Origin of the sequence: Ruegeria sp. (assembly GCF_965221235.1) — a bacterium.
Classification (GTDB): domain Bacteria; phylum Pseudomonadota; class Alphaproteobacteria; order Rhodobacterales; family Rhodobacteraceae; genus Ruegeria.
In genome coordinates this window covers 833,893-853,579 of the sequence record NZ_CBDCRS010000004.1, presented here as the reverse complement: position 1 = coordinate 853,579, position 19,687 = coordinate 833,893, and the positions used below count along the sequence as shown (strand labels likewise).

Here is a 19,687-nt window from a genome sequence, read left to right as displayed (position 1 = left end):
GGTACCTGCCCGGCCACAAAGTCGCACTGAGGAGCATTCCGCTCCGGATAATCAGGGGCTGTTCAGCCTTGCGACGGGAGAATCATGATCTGGGTCCTTTTCTGGACAGTGGATTTCGTCCGGTTCTAAAAGATTAGTCCAGCCGCGTCCAGATCGCATAGGCCTGTCGGCCGCGTGTAGTTCCTTCGGCTTTGGTCTCAATCAGACAGAGCTTTGAGAAAAGTGGCGCTGTTGTCGTCGGAGGGGAAGAAGAGTTCTATCTTCAGGTCGTCAAGTGTGACGTCCGCAACCGTGCTGAATTGTGCGATGATGCCAAACATCGAAACACGTTGGTCGCCAAAGCGGTAGATCGTCGGAACGGTAGGCCCGAAGGCAATATCAATCGGCGCTTTCGCCTTTGGCGCAAGCGCACGCGCTGCGGCTTCCAACTCTGGTATCCCACCCGCATTGGCGCTCTCGGAACGCAGGCGCAGCATTGTGTGATGAGCCACTTCTGACCAGTTCTCAACAAGCCCTTCCATGGTCGGACTGGTCAATAGCGACAACAGACTTTGCCCCCTTTCAATCCCCAACGGAGAAAACAGAATCTCAGCAGGTCTATTGAGACTGACTAGCCTCCAGAGTCGATCCAACACTATTCCCGGATAAGGGTCATGATTTTTCAGGGTCCAATCGACCGCGCCGCGGATTGGTGCCATTGCTGCATCATCGAGGGGTGTCGCAGCAAAGCGCGCAGCAAAACCTTCCGCGCGCATCATCTGATTTCGGGTGTCGACAGGAATGTCTAAAGCATCGCACAAGTGCAGGATCATATCCGGGCTGGGCCGGGATCGTCCCGTTTCCAGAAAAGATATGTGACGTGCACTGACATCCGCCTCGATCGCCAAATCAAGTTGGCTCATTCTTCGACGTTTACGCCATTCTTTCAGCAAGCCGGGATACGGAGTCATGAGGCGAGACTAGCAATCACTGAAACAGAAATCACTTACCTCTGAGGTAATTGCTTTGCGTCAGAGCAAAGGCGCAAGAAGGGCGTGTCTTTATAGGAGGGACTCATGACCCAACAACAATCTGCGATGCGTCTTTCTGGCGGAGTCTTGGTCGTCACAGGGGTTCTGTTTGCACTGACCGCGCTACCCGCATTGCACTTTCTCGCGCATCTTTTTCTGAAATTGGCCTATTGGCCGATCCATTCCGTTCCCACTGATTTGTCCGTTCCCTCTCCGTTGTTGCTCGCAATCACCGGGGGTTTGACTGCCGGGCTGGGAGGTATGCAATGGGCTTTGGGAACGTACGTCGCGCCAGTGTCGTCCGCCGTGGCCTCCAAAGTCGCAAAGATTTCGGCATGGACATGGTTTTGCACAGACAGCGCAGGGTCCATACTCGTGGGCGCTCCGTTCAATGTCGTACTAAATCTGTCGTTCCTTGTGTTGATCCTTCTGTCCAGCCGACCACAGCTTGATGGCAATTTGCTAAAAACCTGACGCCTTTGCTCGTACGGCGAAGGATTACTTGGATGGGCTGCCGTGAGGCGTTTTGGAAATGATCAAAGGCCGAACAAGTATCTTGGGCGTCATCAATGCTGAACGACTTTGCTTTGGGAAGAGGAAGTAAAGGCGCGACATCTGCGCAGCCATCAGCCAGAAAGGATCGGACACACTAACCGCTGTTTTAGGCGATGATACATGTCTTCGCCGGGAAACTAGTGGGTCCTGAGCCTAAAGCCCTAATGGCCTGACAAAACGCCCGGCAACAAATGTGTGTGACTAATGAATGAGAAGTGGCCTCGGGCAGAGGCCACTTCCGGCTAGCTCATTCAAAGTTGTAGGGAACACCCGCCTGGTTTATGACGCCGTTGTATTCACGGAAGATTCCAACGATTTTCTCGTGAACTTCGCCTTCCTGAGCAATCTCTTCCCAGAACTCTTTAGCTGCATTTTCGACCTCAGCCCATTCGGATGGCGGTACGGATCGAAGCTCCAGCTTGTCGCCATTGGCCCGCAGCGCCGCCTCGCCGCCCCAATACCATTGGTTGCGATAGGTATGGCCGGCCTCAATGCCCGCCATCACGATGGATTTGAGGTGATCGGGAAGCTCGTTCCAGCGCTCCTGATTGGCGAACCACGATCCGATCCACGCGCCCGAAATGTTGTTGGTCAGGAAATAGTCGGTCACATCGGCCCAACCCACGGTGTAATCCTCGGTAATGCCGGACCAGGCCATGCCGTCCAGCTCGCCGGTCTGAACCGCGACCTCGGCGTCTTCATAAGGAATGTTAACCGGCACGACGCCGAACTTGGCCAGGAATCTACCAGCTGTCGGGAAGGTATAGAGCTTCAGCCCATCCAGATCGGCAACCGATGTGATTTCCTTTTTGGTGTTGAAGTTGCAGGGGTCCTGTCCTGCAGCGGACAGCCACTGAACCCCGACCTTTGCGTATTCGTCGCGCCAGATATCCGCCAGCCCGTATTGGTTGAACAGCACTGGCACGTCGAGAATATGCTTGGTGGCAAAGGGGAAGTACCCGCCGAACACGCGTAACGGCGTGGGCGATGCCATCGAGTCGTCATCGGAATGTACGCCGTCGATCGTGCCGCGTTGCAGAGCCTGGAACAGTTCACCCGTGGGGACGATCTGGTCCGCGAAGAACAACTCGATCTCCAGCTCGCCATTGGCGTTGGCGTTGATGTAATCGATTGCAGGCTTGGTCACATGCTCGCCCAACGCGCCCCCGGCATAGGTCTGAAACCGCCATTTGATGGGGGCTTGAGCCTTAACGATGGCCGGCGCGGCCAGCGTCGCGGGCGCGGCCAAGGCAGCGGTCCGCAAAAATCGACGTCTAGTAGTCATGGTCTTCCTCTCCTGTGCTTTTCATTGAACTTGATCCGGTTGACCCGGTTTCTCGTTCTTTACGTGCTCAGTTTCCGTAGACGATGCCCGGAAGCCACAATGCGATCTCTGGGAAGGCCATTACCAACCCCAAAGCCAATGCCATCACCGCCACAAAGGGGATGATGGATCTATAGATATCTCCAATCGTTACTTCGGGCGGCGCCATGGCCCGCATCAAAAACAAATTGTACCCGAAAGGCGGGGTCATATAGGCGATCTGGCAGGTAATCGTATAAAGGACGCCATACCAGATCAGGTCGAACCCCAGCGCGCCGACCAGCGGCACGTATAGCGGGGCGACGATGACCAGCATGGCAGTGTCATCAAGAAATGTACCCATTACCAGAAAACTCAGCTGCATCAGGATCAGGATGATCCAGGGGTTCAGGCCCAGCTGCACCGTGAACAGGTTCTCAATCGCCTTGACCGCACCCAAGCCGTCAAACACAGCGCCGAAAGCAAGGGCGGCCAGGATGATCCACATGAACATGCAGGTGATCCCAAGCGTCTGCTTGATCGAGGTTTCAAAGACCTGCCACGTCATGCGGCGTTTCAGTACGGCTGCCAAAAAGGCTGCGATTGCCCCCAAGGCCGAGCTTTCGACCAGTGAAGTCCAGCCGTTCACGAACGGCACCATCATCACCGCAAAAATGCCGATGGGCAGCAGACCAGCCCCCAGCAAGCGCAGCTTCTCGCCCCACGTGACCTGCGCACGTTCTTCTGCGCTCATAACTGGGCCGAGCGATGGGTTCAGGCGGCAGCGGATTGCTATGTAGATGATGAACAGCGTCGCCATCATCAAACCGGGCACGACGCCTGCCAGCCAAAGCTGCCCGACCGGTTGGCGCGCGATCATGGCGTAGAGGACGAGGACAACCGACGGCGGCACAAGAATGCCCAAGGAGGATCCGGCTTGTATGACCCCCGTGACCATGCGCTTGTCGTAGTTTCGGCGCAGCAATTCGGGCAGAGCGATGGTCGCTCCGATGGCCATACCCGCGACGGACAACCCGTTCATGGCCGAGATCAGCACCATCAGACCAATCGTGCCGATGGCCAGCCCGCCGGACAGGCCGCCCATCCAGACGTGGAACATGCGGTAAAGGTCATCGGCAATCCGGGATTCGGACAGGATATAGCCCATGAAGATGAACATCGGCAGCGTCAGCAAGGGATACCAGCGCATCACCTTGATCGCGGCTGCAAAGCCCAGATCATACCCGCCCCGATCGCCCCACAGGAAAAACGCTGCGATCACCGCGACAAACCCGATGGCCCCAAAGACCCGCTGCCCGGTCAGCAGTATCAGCATCATGGTCGAGAACATGAGCGCGGCGATCAGTTCGTAACTCACCCGCGGTGTCCTCCTTCAAGGTCCTCGGGAGCCATATGCACGGGCTCGTCATCCTTTGGGCCCATGTCATGGCCTTGTAGCCGCAAGATGTCTTTGAACAGTTCCGAGATCGCCTGCAACAGCATCAGAAAGATGCCAATGACCATGATGGTTTTGATGGGCCAGATATAGGGTCGCCAAGCGGACGACGACCGTTCGCCCCCGTATTGGAACGAATACATCAGACTGTCCCAGCCGCCCCATAACAGAAAGGCCAGATACATGATCAGGAAGAACACCGTCATAAGATCGATCTGGCTTTTGCGTCGGTCGCTCCATTCCCCGTACAGCAGGTCCATCCGCACATTCGCGCCCATCTGCATCGCGTACGGTCCGCCAAGCATGTAGTAGGCGACCATGGCGAACTGGGCCATTTCAAGGGTCCAGAGCGACGGGACAAAGAACGTCTTGGAGACTGAGGAATACAGCAGGATCGCCATCATGACGAAGATGCCATACATGATGACCCGCCCGAGCATCCTGTTGGCGCGGTCCACATGCCGGACATATGCCTTCATCACAGCTGTCACGCAGCGGCCTTTACGCAGCGTGCGTCAACTTTTGTTAGTGCCGATTGCCGGATTAATTCAAAACCGTCCGTATCTAACATCAAGTGTTTGCTCAGAAATATGCCGCTGCCTCTGTGCATTGTTTGCTCTCCCCTTCGGCATCAGAACGACATGTGAAACCGCTGTCAAGACGAGACCTTACAAGACACGACGCCGAGAGGCATTTGCCGCATATTATTACACGAAGGCTTTGATTTCTCGCCGGGATCTGTCACTCAGGCCAGAACGAGCCAACTGCTAACGTAATTTCGGTTCGCCAAGGACGATCGCATTCTCAGTTTAACGATCAAGTTCGAGCGATTTTCTCCAGATTAAATTACAAAAGAGAGCAACTGAGTTTCTGTCTGTCGTCAGGGATATTGGAACAGATGGTCGCCTGAGCTATGAGGGGATCTGGCCCATTTGGTTCAATTGCTTAGACAGTACGGAGTAACCAAGATTTACGATACTCGTTGATCAGTTAATTTCTCTGACCCAGGCCACTGACGCATCCAGCCCATCCGCGATGCGATCCGGAACTGAAAGGTTCACCATGGCTTCCATACCCGCCGCGGTTGATCCCGCGTAGTTGATCATCTCTTCTACGTGATCGGCAGGAGACATTGGACCTTCGGACATCATCTTTCCGGCCGCCAGAAACAATTGACGGACAGCCCGGTCCGCGACGGTATCTGGAATGCCCTGCGCTATGCCATAGTCCACCATAGCCTTGGCAAACAAAGCGACAAAGCCGGGAACCGGACCGGTCATAGCCGTGAAACTGTCAATCTGAGCTTCGGTATCGACCTGATCGCTGAGACCGCAGGCCTCAAAGAATGCCATCGTTTGTTTGCGGTCCATTTCCGACACGTCGGCACTGACGCACCATGGCGAATAGGCCAATCCGTCCTTGGCCGCCGGGCTGCTCATGGCGCGAATGACGCGATTGGATTCGGTCAGGTGGTGCAACCGATGCAAAGTGACTCCGGCCATGACAGAGATCACCAGCTTGTCCGGGGAGGACAGGTTGATCTGCTCCACGTTCGCAGGCGGGACAGACAACACGACTATGTCGCATGCGTCCGCAAGCTCTTGGTTGTTATTGGTAACTGTGACGCCCGGAAACCGTTCGGAAAGATCAGAATGCCCACTGCGGTTGGAAATCCAAAACTGACCGGGTGGAACAAGAGCGGATTGAAGAACGGCCTGTGCAAGCGCGCGCCCCAGCATACCTGAGCCGCCAACGATCCCGATCGTCAATCCTTTGTTTGACATTGCCTTAACCTTTCAAAGCAGTTGCGTGGCGGGTTTGGTATTGTGATAGAAACAGCGGCCGTCATTTTTAGATTATACGAACCCCAGGGCGCAGCTTTGTATAGCAGACATCCGCGAGCTCACATGGAAATTGCCCTGGCGCGGCGCATATCAGGACCTTCTGCGCGATGGGTTCGAAATCGGCGCGGAAGTGGGCTGTGCTTTTGACACATAGTATGCGTGCGTCTGTTGGTTCTAGATCAAACAAGCGCAATTGTGCCAGATCCAGGCATTGATTTCGAATGCTGGTGACAAGGACATGGATTTTCGTTCCGGTCAGCTGCAACGCGACCGACGGGCCCAGCGTTGCAACACCGCCGCCATACATTTCACCCGTGTAGCGGCATTGGCCGTCACTCAGTTGATGTACTCGCACCTGCGCAGTGTAAGGGGCGTCGCCGGGACCATTGCCGCCAATCTTGGCCTCGAACTCAACGCCTTCGCCCAGTTCGTGGGCCTTGGCAGCCAGTTGCGGGTCATGCAGCAGCCCGAGAATGGTTGACGGCGCATTCTGACGCACAAGCTCGCGCAGAAGACCAGTTGTGTCTGCCGATGCGCCGGCCCCGGGATTGTCCTGCGTATCCGCGATTACAACAGGTCCCTCTCCGGTTGCCTTTCGGGCGGTTTCGACGGCGTCCTTTGGGGTTAACAAACTGGTGTCGAACTGTGTTTCCGCCGTTTGCAGCTTTGCGAAAATCTGCTCTGCCATTGTGTCGGCCTCGGACTGAGAAGCGCCGTAAGCCAAGACAGATGGTCCACAATCGGCGGTATCTGCCGCGGTAAATCCAACGGCGAGTTCAACCAGTCTCGCGCCCGGCCCGTCGAAGGCACCCAGCGCTGCATAAAGCGTTTTGGCCGGGTCCACTTCGGTATACTGGCTGTGCAGCGGGATCAGGTACTCGCCCTGCCGCCACGCCTTTGCGGGCGGACCGTTTGCGCAGATGTCGCGCATCATACGGTATGCCCGTGCGCCTGTTTCTGCCATGTCGAGATGCGGATAGGTGCGGAAAATAGTTATCGCGTCGGACAGACCCACCATTTGCCCCGAGATATTGGCGTGCATATCAAGGCTTGCAACAAGCGGGAGGTCTGGCCCGATGATCTGTCTGATCCGCGACAAAAGCTCTCCTTCGCCATCATCCCAGGACTCTGTGACCATGGCGCCGTGTAGGTCCAGATAGACCCCATCCAGCGGTGTCATGTCTGCAAGCGCAGTGGTGACGCGCCCGGCAATGTCGTCAAAGGCGTGATCAGTGACCTTGCCGCCCGGTTCTGCCGAGCACCAAAGGATGGGCACCACATCGACCCCGTCCGCCAACGCAGCTTTTGCAAACCCCGCGATGGGTAGGTTCATGCCGCGGGTCACGTCCAATACGTCGTGGCCCAACAGCAATTCCGGCCAGCTGTCGGCCCGCTCAAAGTCGCTCAGCTGTGTTGGAGTGTCGACGAAAGTGTTGGTTTCGTGCTGAAATCCCGCGATTGCAATTCTCATCTGACCCTTCAGCCGCCTATTGCTGCACCAACTCGGCGGTCAAAATCTCACGCAGTTTTGCCGCCACGATTTCAGGTTTGTGGCGGGTCATCGAAACATGACCCAAGCCGGGAATTTCGTGGAACACGCCGTTTGGTGCAAGATCAGAAACCACTTTGCACATGACCGGAGCGGTTTGAACATCTTCGGAAAAGGCGATGACATGTATCGGAACCGGGCAGGTTTTTAACCCCTCGCGGCAGTCAAATTCCAGACAGGCCTCCCACTGATCAATCGTCGCTTGCGGGTCGCGATCCCGAAAACGCTCGGTATAGGACGCCTTGAGCTGCACCCAAAGCTCTGGCTCGTGCAGCGCTTTGGCCGGGAATGCATAAACGGCGTAGTGCGGGGCCAGAAAATAGTCGGGCAGGGTGATGCCATCCTTGCGCAGGTCGATCTCGGCCTGCATCCAGTCGCGGGTGAACCCGTCGATATAGGCCGAGGTGCCCATCGGAATGGCCAGCCGCACCTTATTGGGGAAGTCTATCGCGGTTTGCTGCGTGACCAGTCCGCCCAGCGACAAACCACAAACAGTAGCCTGCCCACCGGAGAAAGCGTCAATCACCGCCGCGCAATCCGCCGCGTAATCATGCATCGTCCAAGGCGGAGGGGGCGACTGCGTCTCTCCCGCCCCCCGTGGATCATAGGTGATGCATTTAAAATTGTTGGACAGGCGTGCAAACTGCTCGGAATAGGCCTCAGCTGTCTGATCGCCGCCGGGGACGAACACGATTGGCGGCCCATCCCCTTCCACCACAACCCGCATGGTGACGCCGCCGATGGTCAATTGATGTGTTTCTGCTTTTGGCCCAAATTCAGGGAAAGCTGACATTGGAAGGCTCCTATGGCCGCGGGGGCGCGTTACATCCCGTTGCGGGGAATGATGTGGGTCTCTTCTTCTTCGAAAATGAGCTCTTCGTCCGACCAGGCCTTGAGGCGTGAGATCAGGTGAAACTCTGTCGCCGTTGCCCTTTGCTCAGAATAGGTCCAGATTTTTGCGGACCAGTCGTCGCGGTCGAAACCGGCGGTTTGTTCCATGGAGGCGACGGCTGACAAGGGGTCGCCGGGGTGGATCGTGTAGCGCCGGTCTGACACATCGCTGAGTACCGTTCCGATGTCATCAAGACGGAAATCGCCGACCGGTCCAAAAACACCGCCATCCAGAAAGAACCGATGGGTCATCTCGCCGTTTGTCAGGTCCGTGTGGACCGAGCGCTCCATCGAGCCACTGCGAACATGGGTTTTTCGCGGGGCAACTGTGGGAGGCTCGGGTTCGGGCAGCGGACGCGGTTCAGCGTTGCCTTCAGGCTGGGTTCGCACTGGCAGGATTAAACGGGATGTGCCAGGTCGGATTGTAAGCGTTACGGGCTGCGGCGCGGGCCACAGAACCGGCCAATAGGTTGAGGCGATTTGCAGCGTGATGCGGTGACCTGCTGGCACCCGGTAGCCGGTTCCATACATAGGAACCGTAACGGTCATGTCTTCGCCGGACGTGATCGGCGTAGGTTGGGTGTCGCTGTCGCGGTGGTTGAGGTTGCAAAACCCCCGCGCGATCAGCGTTTGCGCGCCGTCCGGTGCCTCATCCACTAGTAGCGCGGCGACAAACCCCTGTGGTTGGTCAGCGGACACCGTTAGGTCAACGCTGGGCTGACCCAACAACTCCAGCGGTTCAGCCAGGGGTGCCCCCTTGAACTGCAAAGCACCCCCGGCATCAATCCTGCAATCCGTAGCCATATCACCGGGGATGGCGAACGAGCACATATCGCCCGCAGCTGCTCCGAAGGTTTGCGGCGAGCGGATCGACATCCCAGCCCCGGCCTGTGTCGTTTCGTCCAGCGTCTGATCGTTCAGCCAGAGTGTCTGCTCGGACACATTGGGCGACGGCCAAGAGGGTTCCTCGATCCAGCGCCCCGTGCGTTGCAGATGGGTTCCCGAGGGGGTCGCGCTGTCTTGCAAGAAAAACCGCAGCGGGGGTTCATCCATCAGGCCAGTGTCTGTCCCCTTCAACCAATGGTCCCAAAACCGGATAACCTCGCCGACAAAATCGGCTTTTGGTCCAGGGATACCCTCATGAGGATAAAGGTGCGCCCAAGGTCCCATCAAGATTTTCACCGGACCTTTGAGATGCTCGGCAATGCGGAAGGGCGTGTCCCGATACAGGTCCATCCAGCCGCCGAAGAAATACACCGGAACCTCAACATCCGCGTAGTTTTCGCAGATCGAGCCGCGTCGCCACATCTCGTCATGTGTCTGATGTTCCAGCCACATTGCCGGCCAGAATTTCGCGCCTGACAGCCGCTCGCGCCAAATGTCGATCCAGCGATCGGCACCGACGATCTGGGGGTCGGGGGGCATCGCATTATAGAGCTGCATGATCGAGCCCCACCAGAAATTATCATTGGCCAGACAGCCGCCATAAAAGTGAATATCCTCGCGCCAGCGATCATCCGTGCCCATCACCGGGGCAATAGCTTTCAGCGCCGGGGGCCGGGTCGCCGCGACCTGAAACGCGTTATAGGCCCCCCAACTTTTGCCAAACATGCCGACATTTCCGTCGCACCAATCCTGATCGGCTATCCATTGAATGATGTCATGGCCGTCCTGAATTTCCTGATGCGAGTATTCGTCCTCGGCCACGCCTTCACTGTCGCCGTACCCCCGGATGTCGACGCGGATCGAGGCGTATCCGGCAGCCGCAAAATACGGGTGCATGCTCTCGTCGCGCATGCGCGTGCGATCCCGGCGGCGATAGGGGATGTATTCCAGAATACAGGGCAACGGAGAGGTTTTGGTCGTTTCCGGCAGCCAGAGCCGCGCGGCGAGTTTCGTCCCGTCAGGCATGGGAATCCAGACGGTTTCAATGACCTCGATGGCACTCATGATGCGGCCTTTTCTTCCATGTCCGGCGGGCGGGCACCGGGTTCGAGAGGGAAATGACAGGCAACTGCCCGTCCATCGGTAACCTGCCGTTCAGGCGCATCCACACTGCATCGTGATTGCGCCCAGGGGCAGCGCGTGTGGAACTCGCATCCCGATGGGCGGGCCAACAATGAGGGGACTTCGGCAGGCAGCGTGATCCGGTCATGGGTCTTATCCGGGTCAGGCTCGGGGTTGGCTGACAGAAGCGCCGCCGTATAGGGGTGTTGCGGCGCGCTGAACACCTCTTCGGTATCTCCGGCCTCGACGAAGCGGCCCAGATACATCACCGCAGTCCTGTCCGCCACGTGGTGCACCACGTGCAGGTTGTGCGTGATGATCACCATCGCCAGGCCCAACCGCTCGCGCAGGTCGTTCAACAGGTTCAGAACTTCGCCTTGCACCGAAACGTCAAGACCCGCCGTAGGTTCGTCCGCGATGATCAACGTGGGGTCCAACGCAATGGCCCGCGCCACGCCGACCCGTCGGGCCTGCCCACCAGACAGCTGATGCGGAAAGCGCGAGGCGAAACTTGTCGGCAAACCCACCAAGGTCAGCAGTCGCGCGGCTTCTTCGCGCAAATTACGGCCTTCGATCCCGTGGATGCGGAACGGTTCCGTCACCAGATCGCCGACGGTCATGCGAGGCGAGAGAGACCCCACGGGATCCTGAAACATCATCGACATGCGTTTGCGCACCGGCTTCATTGCCTTTCGGTCCAGCTCGTCGATACGCTGGTCCTCAAAAGTGATGGTTCCGGCGCTGATCTCCTGCAAGCCGTTCACGGCACGGGCCAGCGTTGTTTTGCCGGAGCCACTTTCGCCGACCAGGGCAAATGTTTCGCCCCGATTTACCTCAAAGCTCACGCCAGCCACGCCAAGGATTGCGCTGCGGCGCCCCAGCCCCCCAACCGGAAAAGACACCTGAACATCTTCGACCTTGAGAATGGGATCGCTGCTCATGCCGTCACTCCGGTTTCTGCTGGGATGTCTGCGACAAAGCAGCGGGCGATATGGCCGTCTCCGATGTCCTTGTCGGGTGGCGGGGCCGAGCACGCGTCACTCACTCGGTCGCAGCGGTTGGCAAAGATGCAGCCCGCAGGCCGCGCGCGCAGATCGGGGATTTCTCCGGGGATCGTCGGCAGATGCCGGGTGCGCTCGCTTTGCCGCGCCGGGTCGCATTCCAGCAGCCGCGCCGTGTAGGGGTGGCGTGGATCCTGGAATATCTGCCGGACGGTGCCGCGCTCCACCACTTCGCCCGCATACATGACCACAACGTCGTCACACAGCTCGGCAATCACACCCAGATGGTGCGAGATGAACATGACCGAGCAGCCGATCTTTTGCTGCAGGTCCTTGAGTAGCTCGATCGTCGTCACTTCCAGCGTCGCATCCAGAGCCGTCGTAGGTTCGTCCGCGATCAGCAGGGCAGGCTCCATCATTAGGGCCATGGCTATTGCGATGCGTTGCTTCATCCCGCCCGAGAACTGGTGCGGATAGCGCGCCAGCGCCGCGCGGGCGTCGGGGATGCGGACAAGTTCCAGCATTTCGACCGCGCGGTTAAGCTTTTCCTCTTTCGACAGGGATGAGCGATACTGAATATTCAGCATCTGCTTGCCGACCGAGATCACCGGGTTCAGCGCGCCCATCGGGTCCTGAAACACGGTGGCGATACGGGGGCCGCGCAGATCACGCATGCGCGACGGGGGCAGAGTGGTCAGCTCATCCTGCCCTTCGAACAGGATTGAGCCGCTGTCGATGCTGCCATTGTCGGCCAGCAGGCCCAGAATGGCGTTGATCAGCGTAGACTTGCCGCAGCCGGATTCGCCCACGATCCCAACGATCCGGTTTTCCGGCACATCGAAGCTCACGTTTTTCAAGGCGTGCAACGGGCCTGCCTCGGTTGAGAAGCTGACGTTCAGGTTGTCTATGCGCAGCGTGGTCATCAGCGTCCTTTCAGCCGGGGATCGAACACGTCCCGCAGCGTCTCACCCAGGAAGGTAAAGCCCAGCGTGGTGATAATGATCGGAACACCGCCCGCAATCGCGATCCAGGCAGTATCGCGGATATTGGTGAACCCGTCGTTCAGGATCGAGCCCCAACTTGGGGTCGGAGGGCGCACGCCGAGGCCCAGAAAGCTCATCCCCGCCTCAATCCCGATGACGACCGGGATGTCCATCGACGCGAGGATAACCAGCGGTCCGATTACATTCGGCAGAATGTGCACGCGCAGTATACGTGCCGAGGACGCGCCCATGCTTTGCGCAGCGGTGACATATTCCGAGGTTTTCAAGGCAATGGTCTGGGTTCGGATAATCCGTGCATAACCGGGCACGGTGACCAGAACGACAACAACCATCACGGCGGTCAGCGAGGGGCCCATCAGCGTCACCAGTGCAAGGGCCAGCATCACAGTGGGAAAGCTCTTCATCGCATCGAACAGCAGGATCATCAGGTTGTCCAGCCAACGCGGCCCGTAGCCCGCGATCAGGCCCAGAATGATGCCGATCACCAGCGACACTGCGGTCGAGACCAGAGCGACAAACAACGCGATCCGTCCGCCATGCAGCACTCGGGCGAACAGGTCTCGGCCCAACTGGTCGGTACCCATAAGGTGCTGAGCGCTAGGACCTTGGAACCGGTCACGCGGGTTGATCTTGGTCGGGTCCCAGCTGGTGAGTAGATCTGCGAAGACGGCACCAAAGATCACGAACAACACCAGGAACAATCCGAGCGCACCCAACGGTTCGCGCAGGATTTTGCGGATCGGGCGCCACAGCTCGGCCATGCGCCCGGGGGCGGGGTTAGAAACTGCTTCTGACACGGGGATCCAAAGCTCCGATAATGAGGTCTGCCAATAGGTTGAGCAGAACGAACAGGACGGTTGTGATCAGGACGGTGCCTGTCACGATGGGGAAATTGCGAGTCAGGATGGCGTCATAGACCAGCTTGCCGACGCCGGGGCGGGCAAAGACGATCTCGGCAAAGACAGCCGAGGACAACATCTGGCCGATGCCCACGCCCAGCAAGGTGACCGTGGGCAGGATCGCAATCGACAGGGCGTAACGGTAGGTGATCGTCCGATCCGGCAGGCCAAAGGCGCGCGCGGTGCGGATATGGCTGGCCTCAAGCACTTCGAGCATCGAGGCGCGAACCATGCGGGCGATATAGCCGACCCAGCCCAGACCAACTGCCAGAGACGGAAGGATCAGATGGGTAAGTTGATCGCCCAGATTGCCCGGCTCGCCCGCGCCGATGGCGGGCAGCCAGCGCAGTTCGACGGCAAAGATCAGTAGCGCATAGATCGCGATCACAAAGGATGGCACCGCGATCACGGCAACGGACAGGATGCCAACGATCCGATCGGCCCAGCTGCCGCGGCTGACCGCCGCCCAGCAGCCCAGCGGAATGCCCAGAGCCACCGACCACGTGATACCGCCGACGATCAGAGCCAGCGTGTAGGGCAGTTGTTCGAACACGACCGTGGTAACGGGACGGCCCGACAGAACCTCGTCCCCCAGATCGCCCGTCCATGCCCCGATGTAGAAGTTCCAGAACTGAACCAGAACCGGCTGGTTCAACCCCATTTTCTCGCGCAGGGCGGCGCGCATTTCCTCGGTCGCTCGAGGCCCCAATGCGACCGAGGCTGGGTCGCCGGGGATCAGGTAGATCATGCAAAACAGCAGGAACATGGCGACTGACACGATCGCCGCGGCCAGTCCAAGCCGTTTGATAAAATAGCTCAGCATACGCGCCCCCCAAAAAGGCCGTGCGGGCGGCGGTCATGCGCCGCCCGTTTGCGTGGATCAGGCGGGTTTGAACAGCGGCAGCAGCGGCTCGCCATTCGGTTTGAGGCCCGGGTTGACCGTGTCCTTGTGGATCAGGCCGACCACCTCATGTGTCAGGAAGACATAGCAGCCGCTTTCATCCATGAGACCCTGCATTTTCTTGTAGATCTCATCACGCTTGGCCGGATCGCTTTCGACCAGACCTTCTTCGTGCAGCGCCTTGTATTCTTCGTTGTTGAAGCGCTCCCAGTTCCAGACGCCAACCTGTTCCGGCGTGAACCAGACGGTCGCCCAACTTGGGTCAGGGTTCATTGAGAACCGGCTGAGCACCAGTTGCAGGTCCATGAAATAGTCACCGTCCTTGGAACCCAGCGTCCAGAATGTGCCACTGTCATTCTGCTTGATCTCACAGGTGATGCCGACATCGGCCAGATTGGCCTGAATGACCTGAGCCGCTGTCAGACGTTCGGACTGGTTCAGGATATCCAGAGTGACCGTCATGCCTTCCGCACCCGCTTCGGCCAGCAATTCGCGGGCTTTATCCGGGTCGTAGTCATAAGTCACACTATCCCGGCTGCCCGGCAGGCCCGGTGCGATGATGCCGTTGCCCACGGCGGCGGCGCCGAAATAGGCCGCATCAACCACGGTCTGACGATCAATCGCGTGCTGAATGGCACGGCGGATGCGAACGTCTTTCAGTGCTTCGTTGTCGTGGTTCATGCCCAGCCAGACATAGGCCAATGAGGGTTTTTCCTCGACAATTGATCCCGCGGGCGGATTTTCCTTGAGACGCGGCAGCGAGGACACCGAGGTCCAGGTGTAGTCCAGATCGCCCGCCTCAAATCCCAGCTCGGCGGTCGAGGGATCCTCGATGGGCAGGATGTGGATTTCTTCATACCCGCCCGGCTCATAGGCCCAGTCCGGGTTACGCTTCAGAACGGTTTTCTGTTTGGGAACCCATTCGGTCAGAATGTACTGACCGGATTGCGCCACCGGCTCGGCCCCGATCTTGCCGCCGATTTCGTCGACCGCTTTGCGCGAAACGATACAAGACGCGGGCGTCGGCAGTGTGGTCGTCCAAAGCGGCACGAACTTGTTTTTCAGGTGGATCAGACCCGAGAGATTGTCTTTGACTTCAACCTCTTTCAGGGCGCTCCAGTCCCCGGCATAGGGGCTTTCATTGGCCGGATCGGCGATGCGCTCAATCGAGAACTTCACATCATCGGCGGTCATCTGGCCGAAGCCATCGGTAAACCCAATATTGTCGCGTAGTTTGAATGCGATGGTCAGGTCGTCCAACTGTTCGATGCTTTCGACAGCAACCGGCCGCCAGTTCCATTCATCGCCTTGTTGGTTTGACACCAGTGGGGCATAGATCGACCGCATGATATCGGCCTCGGGCAGCGCTAGCCAGAATGCGGGGTCCAGCACTTGTAAATCGCTATAAGACCGAATGGTTAGGACCGAGCCATCGGCGCTGACGGCCATATGTGGGAATGCCAGACTGGCTGCACCCAAGGCTCCGGCTCCGGCTAATACGGACCGTCTGGAAACGTCCCCTTTGAAAATCGAACTCATTTGCTTACTCCCTGTTTGTCTTCGTCTCCGGGCATCTGTCCGGTTTGGTTGCTTGCGGGCAGGCGTGCCCGCGACTTCAGGTGCCAGCTGGCGTTATCCGTTCTTTTTCTTGTGTGACTGTGGCAGTTGCTCATCAGCGCCAAGCGCTGAGAATCTTGGAATGATCACGGGTGAGTTCACCCAGATCATGCGCGCGGGTTGATCGGTTACGTTACGCAGGACGTGCAGAATTTCTCCGGGAAAGCTGAAACTGTCCCCAGTGCGCAAGGTGACGGTTTCGTCCTCAAGCACCAGTTCCAGCTCACCGTCAAGAATGACCCCATGCATTTCGCCATCGCGCGAAAAGTACTGGTCTACGACCTGTTCGGAATAGGGGCGGTAGTCTGAGACGCCCAAACAGAACCCGCCGCCAATTGAACTGGATAGCAACTGATCCGCATAGCCAGATTGCTCGATGGGTTCGTCATACAGCAAGTTCAGATTTCGACGGTTGGACTGACGCACGACATAGGCGCGCTCCAACGGGCCCGAGCCGGGGCGGTGGTTGAAAAACCATTCTTCAGGGACGCCAAGAGCATCGGCAATGCGTGAAATCTTGTTGAGCGACGCGCTAACAGTTCCGCGCTCGATCGCGCTGAGATGGCTGATCGAAACACCGCTGCTGGTTGCAAGCTCGGCCAGTGTCATCTGGCGGGCTTTGCGCAGCTGACGCACCTCGGCACCGAAGGCGGCAAGGCCCTCTTCGCTGGCAGCGCGGGAGTGTTTCTTAGATGTGCCCTGGCTCACGAATCCTCCCTTCGGTCGCTAGGTGATTAAAGAATGTTACGGCAACTTTTCTTATCCGCAAGAATTTTTGTTCATTTTTCCCGTATTGACGATTTCTCGCCTTGTCCAAATTTCAGTTTCGCATGTCCCCTACCACCGAATACCGTGCCTTAGGGCGTCGTATATGGCGGCGTGAATGTTGCGCGCGGACACGGCGTCTCCGATGCGATACAGATCAAATCCCGCCTCGGGATTTTTAAGCGGGAACAGGTGACCTGAGCCCGAGACAAGTGCATCGTGATCCATGGCCCCGCGATTGCGCGACAGAGGTTTGAGGTCAAAGTAGAGATCGTCCAGAGGCAGCGTGCCCTGATTGACAACCACCTGATCATATTCCCTTTTTTCGACCAGATCCGAATAGTCGGTGCCGATGTGGGCCTGCAACTGATTGCCTGTCTTTTCGATCGCCTTCAGAGTCCGGGTGACAGTGAACACGGCTCCGGTTTTCTGCAACGAGCGCATATAGGGCACCAGATTCATCGCCATGACTTCGGGCGCAAAGCTACGGTCACGGGTCATGACCTCGACCCTTGCGCCGGAGGCGGCGATGACCTCGGCGGCCATAAGGGCCGGGTGATCCCCTGCATCGTCATAGATCAGCACGTTTTCGCCCGGCTGCACATCGCCGGACAGGATATCCCAGGCGGACACCGCCAGTTCTTTACCCGAATCGAGGATCGTTGTGCCTGGTAGGCCCCCGGTCGCAATCACGACCATATCCGGCGACAGCGCGGTCACGTCACTGACCTCGGCATAAGTGTTGAACTGAAACCGGACGTCCCGCGCAGCACATTGTGCCATACGCCAGTCGATGATCCCGATCATCTCGGCACGGCGCTTGGATTGCGCAGTCAGACGCACTTGCCCGCCGGGTTCGGGGGCGGCTTCCAGAACGGTGACGTCATGGCCACGTTCGGCGGCAACGCGCGCCGCCTCTAGCCCGCCGGGGCCTGCGCCGACGATAACCGCGCGGCGGCGTGTGGCGGCGGCGGGGATGACATGCGGCATCGACAATTCGCGCCCCGTGGCGGCGTTGTGGATGCACAGCGCTTCGCCAGCTTGATAGATGCGGTCGAGGCAATAGGTCGCGCCGACACAGGGCCGGATGTCATCTTCCTGTCCGGCTTGAATCTTGGGCACGATCATCGGATCGGCCATATGCGCGCGGGTCATCCCAACCATATCTAAAAGACCCGCGGCCACCGCATGTCGCGCGGTTGCCACGTCAGGGATGCGCGAGGCGTGAAAGGTCGGCATTCCGATCTCAGCCCGCACTCGACCGGCGAAATCCAGATGCGGTGCGCTTTTCATGCCCTGCACCGGGATCACATCCGTCATGGCAGGATCGGTGTGAATGCGCCCGCGAATGACATTCAGGAAATCCACCTGACCGCTGTCACGCAGCCTACGCGCGATCTCGAGCCCTTCTTCCTCGGTGATGCCGCCCTTTTCGACTTCATCGGCGGTGTAACGGACGCCGACGATGAACTCAGGCCCCACGCGGTCGCGGATTGCATCCAGAACCATGAAGCCAAAGCGCAGCCGGTTGTCGAGATCTCCTCCGAACGGCGCGTCCATCGTGTTGGTCAGCGGCGACCAGAACTGGTCCAGCAAGTGCCCGTAAGCCTGCAATTCGATCCCGTCCAAGCCAGCAGCCTGCATGCGTTCAGCCGCATCGGCATAGTCGGTCACGATCCGCTCGATGTCGAAATCTTCCATCTTTTTTGGAAAGGCCCGATGCGCCGGTTCGCGGGAATGCGAGGGGGAAACAGAGGGCAGCCAGTCTCCCTTGTTCCAACCGGTACGTCGTCCCAGATGGGTCAGCTGGATCATCACCGCGCAGCCATGGGCGTGGCAGGCGTCGGTCAGCTCGCCCATCCAGCGCACGACCTCATCCTTGTAGGCGAGGATGTTGTTGAACACCGGCGGGCTGTCACGGCTGACGGTTGCCGAACCCGCAGTCATCGTCATAGCAACGCCCGCTTTTGCACGCATTTCGTGATAGGCGCGATAGCGTTCCTTGGGCATTCCGTCTTCTGGATAGGCGGGTTCATGACTGGTGGTCATGATCCTGTTTTTCAGGGTCAGGTGCTTCAGCTGATAGGGTTGCAACAGAGCGTCGCGACTCATGAAGAGGTTTCCCTGTCAGACGCCTGCGGTGCGACGACATCCTTTGGAATGACGACCGGTGAGACCGCCCAGATCAAACGGCACACCTGATCCGTCCGATTGCGGGCATGGTGCGGGATACGTGCGTCAAAGCTGTAGCTGTCCCCGGCGCGCAGGGTGATGAACTCATCCCCGATCTGCATTTCCAGCTCGCCTTCCAAAACCAGCCCGTGCTCTTCGCCTTCGTGTTTTTGCAAAGGGTCCTCGGGGCGCTCCGAATGCGGTGCATAGACGGCCATGCCCATATAAAACTGCCCGCCGATCGAGCTGGACAGCAAGTGATCGGTGTAACCCAACTCAGCCGCGTCCTGACCGTAGAGAGTATTCAGCGCCCGACGGTTCTGGGCGCGCACGACAAAGGCCTGTTCCATCGGACCGGCCCCGGCCCGGCGGGCAAAAAACCAATCTGGCGTGACGCTGAGTGCGCTGGCGATAGCCTGCAACACATCAACCGAAGGCTTGGAGACACCGCGCTCAATCGCCGACACGTGGCTAAGCGAAATGCCCGCCTCTTCGCTTAATTGTTTGAGCGTCAGCTGGCGGGCTTTGCGCAATTGCCGAACCTCACTGCCCAGCGAGGATATTGCGGATGGCAAAGCGACGACGTTGTCAGATGGCATGCGGCTCTCCGAAATGATCTGAGCGGCTAAACTCTATCAAAATTGAAATCATACTAGAATTTTAGAGTCAAATTCTATTTTTAATCGAATAAGGCATCCATATTGCAAGTTCGA

General features: G+C 58.3%; 17 protein-coding genes. 1 reads left to right on the top strand and 16 read right to left on the bottom strand.

Annotated features, from left to right (window positions below; translation table 11 throughout):
• Positions 1–197: 197 nt before the first annotated feature.
• Positions 198–950 (bottom strand): helix-turn-helix domain-containing protein, encoded by a 753-nt coding sequence (locus tag ACOQOY_RS07265; RefSeq protein WP_420584795.1) that lies wholly within the window; start codon positions 948–950, stop codon positions 198–200.
• Between the two features lie 105 nt (positions 951–1,055).
• Between ACOQOY_RS07265 and ACOQOY_RS07260 the strand changes: the two genes are divergently transcribed.
• Positions 1,056–1,484 (top strand): hypothetical protein, encoded by a 429-nt coding sequence (locus ACOQOY_RS07260; RefSeq protein ID WP_420584794.1) that lies wholly within the window; start codon positions 1,056–1,058, stop codon positions 1,482–1,484.
• A gap of 328 nt (positions 1,485–1,812) precedes the next feature.
• Here the strand turns inward: ACOQOY_RS07260 and ACOQOY_RS07255 are convergent, their stop codons facing one another.
• From ACOQOY_RS07255 to ACOQOY_RS07185, 15 genes are all read right to left on the bottom strand, one after another.
• Entirely contained in the window at positions 1,813–2,850 is a 1,038-nt protein-coding gene (locus tag ACOQOY_RS07255; RefSeq protein WP_420584793.1) for a TRAP transporter substrate-binding protein, read from the bottom strand.
• A gap of 67 nt (positions 2,851–2,917) precedes the next feature.
• A complete protein-coding gene (locus ACOQOY_RS07250; protein WP_420584792.1) occupies positions 2,918–4,246 on the bottom strand; it encodes a TRAP transporter large permease in 1,329 nt (442 codons plus the stop codon).
• On the bottom strand, positions 4,243–4,803 hold the full coding sequence (locus ACOQOY_RS07245; RefSeq protein WP_420584791.1) for a TRAP transporter small permease subunit: 561 nt from the start codon (positions 4,801–4,803) through the stop codon (positions 4,243–4,245). Before ACOQOY_RS07245 ends, ACOQOY_RS07250 begins: the two co-directional genes overlap by 4 nt.
• A 507-nt stretch (positions 4,804–5,310) precedes the next feature.
• Positions 5,311–6,108, bottom strand: a complete 798-nt coding sequence (locus tag ACOQOY_RS07240) for a pyrroline-5-carboxylate reductase family protein (RefSeq protein WP_420584790.1) — start codon at positions 6,106–6,108, stop codon at positions 5,311–5,313.
• A 67-nt stretch (positions 6,109–6,175) separates the two neighbouring features.
• On the bottom strand, positions 6,176–7,639 hold the full coding sequence (locus ACOQOY_RS07235; RefSeq protein WP_420584789.1) for a M81 family metallopeptidase: 1,464 nt from the start codon (positions 7,637–7,639) through the stop codon (positions 6,176–6,178).
• Between the two features lie 16 nt (positions 7,640–7,655).
• Positions 7,656–8,510 (bottom strand): alpha/beta fold hydrolase, encoded by an 855-nt coding sequence (locus ACOQOY_RS07230; RefSeq protein WP_420584788.1) that lies wholly within the window; start codon positions 8,508–8,510, stop codon positions 7,656–7,658.
• 29 nt (positions 8,511–8,539) lie between these two features.
• Entirely contained in the window at positions 8,540–10,558 is a 2,019-nt protein-coding gene (locus tag ACOQOY_RS07225; protein ID WP_420584787.1) for a CocE/NonD family hydrolase, read from the bottom strand.
• Positions 10,555–11,556, bottom strand: coding sequence for an ABC transporter ATP-binding protein (locus ACOQOY_RS07220; protein ID WP_420584786.1), 1,002 nt, complete (start codon positions 11,554–11,556; stop codon positions 10,555–10,557). Before ACOQOY_RS07220 ends, ACOQOY_RS07225 begins: the two co-directional genes overlap by 4 nt.
• Complete coding sequence (locus tag ACOQOY_RS07215) at positions 11,553–12,539, bottom strand: ABC transporter ATP-binding protein (protein ID WP_420584785.1); 987 nt, start codon at positions 12,537–12,539, stop codon at positions 11,553–11,555. Before ACOQOY_RS07215 ends, ACOQOY_RS07220 begins: the two co-directional genes overlap by 4 nt.
• The gene (locus tag ACOQOY_RS07210; RefSeq protein WP_420584784.1) at positions 12,539–13,417 is read right to left on the bottom strand and encodes an ABC transporter permease; all 879 of its coding nucleotides are present in this window, start codon (positions 13,415–13,417) and stop codon (positions 12,539–12,541) included. The genes ACOQOY_RS07215 and ACOQOY_RS07210 overlap by 1 nt, the downstream gene beginning before the upstream one ends.
• Positions 13,398–14,342, bottom strand: coding sequence for an ABC transporter permease (locus tag ACOQOY_RS07205; protein ID WP_420584783.1), 945 nt, complete (start codon positions 14,340–14,342; stop codon positions 13,398–13,400). Before ACOQOY_RS07205 ends, ACOQOY_RS07210 begins: the two co-directional genes overlap by 20 nt.
• A 57-nt stretch (positions 14,343–14,399) precedes the next feature.
• On the bottom strand, positions 14,400–15,959 hold the full coding sequence (locus ACOQOY_RS07200; protein WP_420584782.1) for an ABC transporter substrate-binding protein: 1,560 nt from the start codon (positions 15,957–15,959) through the stop codon (positions 14,400–14,402).
• Positions 15,960–16,052: 93 nt separating this feature from the next.
• On the bottom strand, positions 16,053–16,745 hold the full coding sequence (locus ACOQOY_RS07195) for a helix-turn-helix domain-containing protein (protein WP_420584781.1): 693 nt from the start codon (positions 16,743–16,745) through the stop codon (positions 16,053–16,055).
• Between the two features lie 129 nt (positions 16,746–16,874).
• Entirely contained in the window at positions 16,875–18,914 is a 2,040-nt protein-coding gene (locus ACOQOY_RS07190) for an FAD-dependent oxidoreductase (RefSeq protein WP_420584780.1), read from the bottom strand.
• The gene (locus ACOQOY_RS07185) at positions 18,911–19,573 is read right to left on the bottom strand and encodes a helix-turn-helix domain-containing protein (protein ID WP_420584779.1); all 663 of its coding nucleotides are present in this window, start codon (positions 19,571–19,573) and stop codon (positions 18,911–18,913) included. The genes ACOQOY_RS07190 and ACOQOY_RS07185 overlap by 4 nt, the downstream gene beginning before the upstream one ends.
• Between the last annotated feature and the right edge of the window lie 114 nt (positions 19,574–19,687).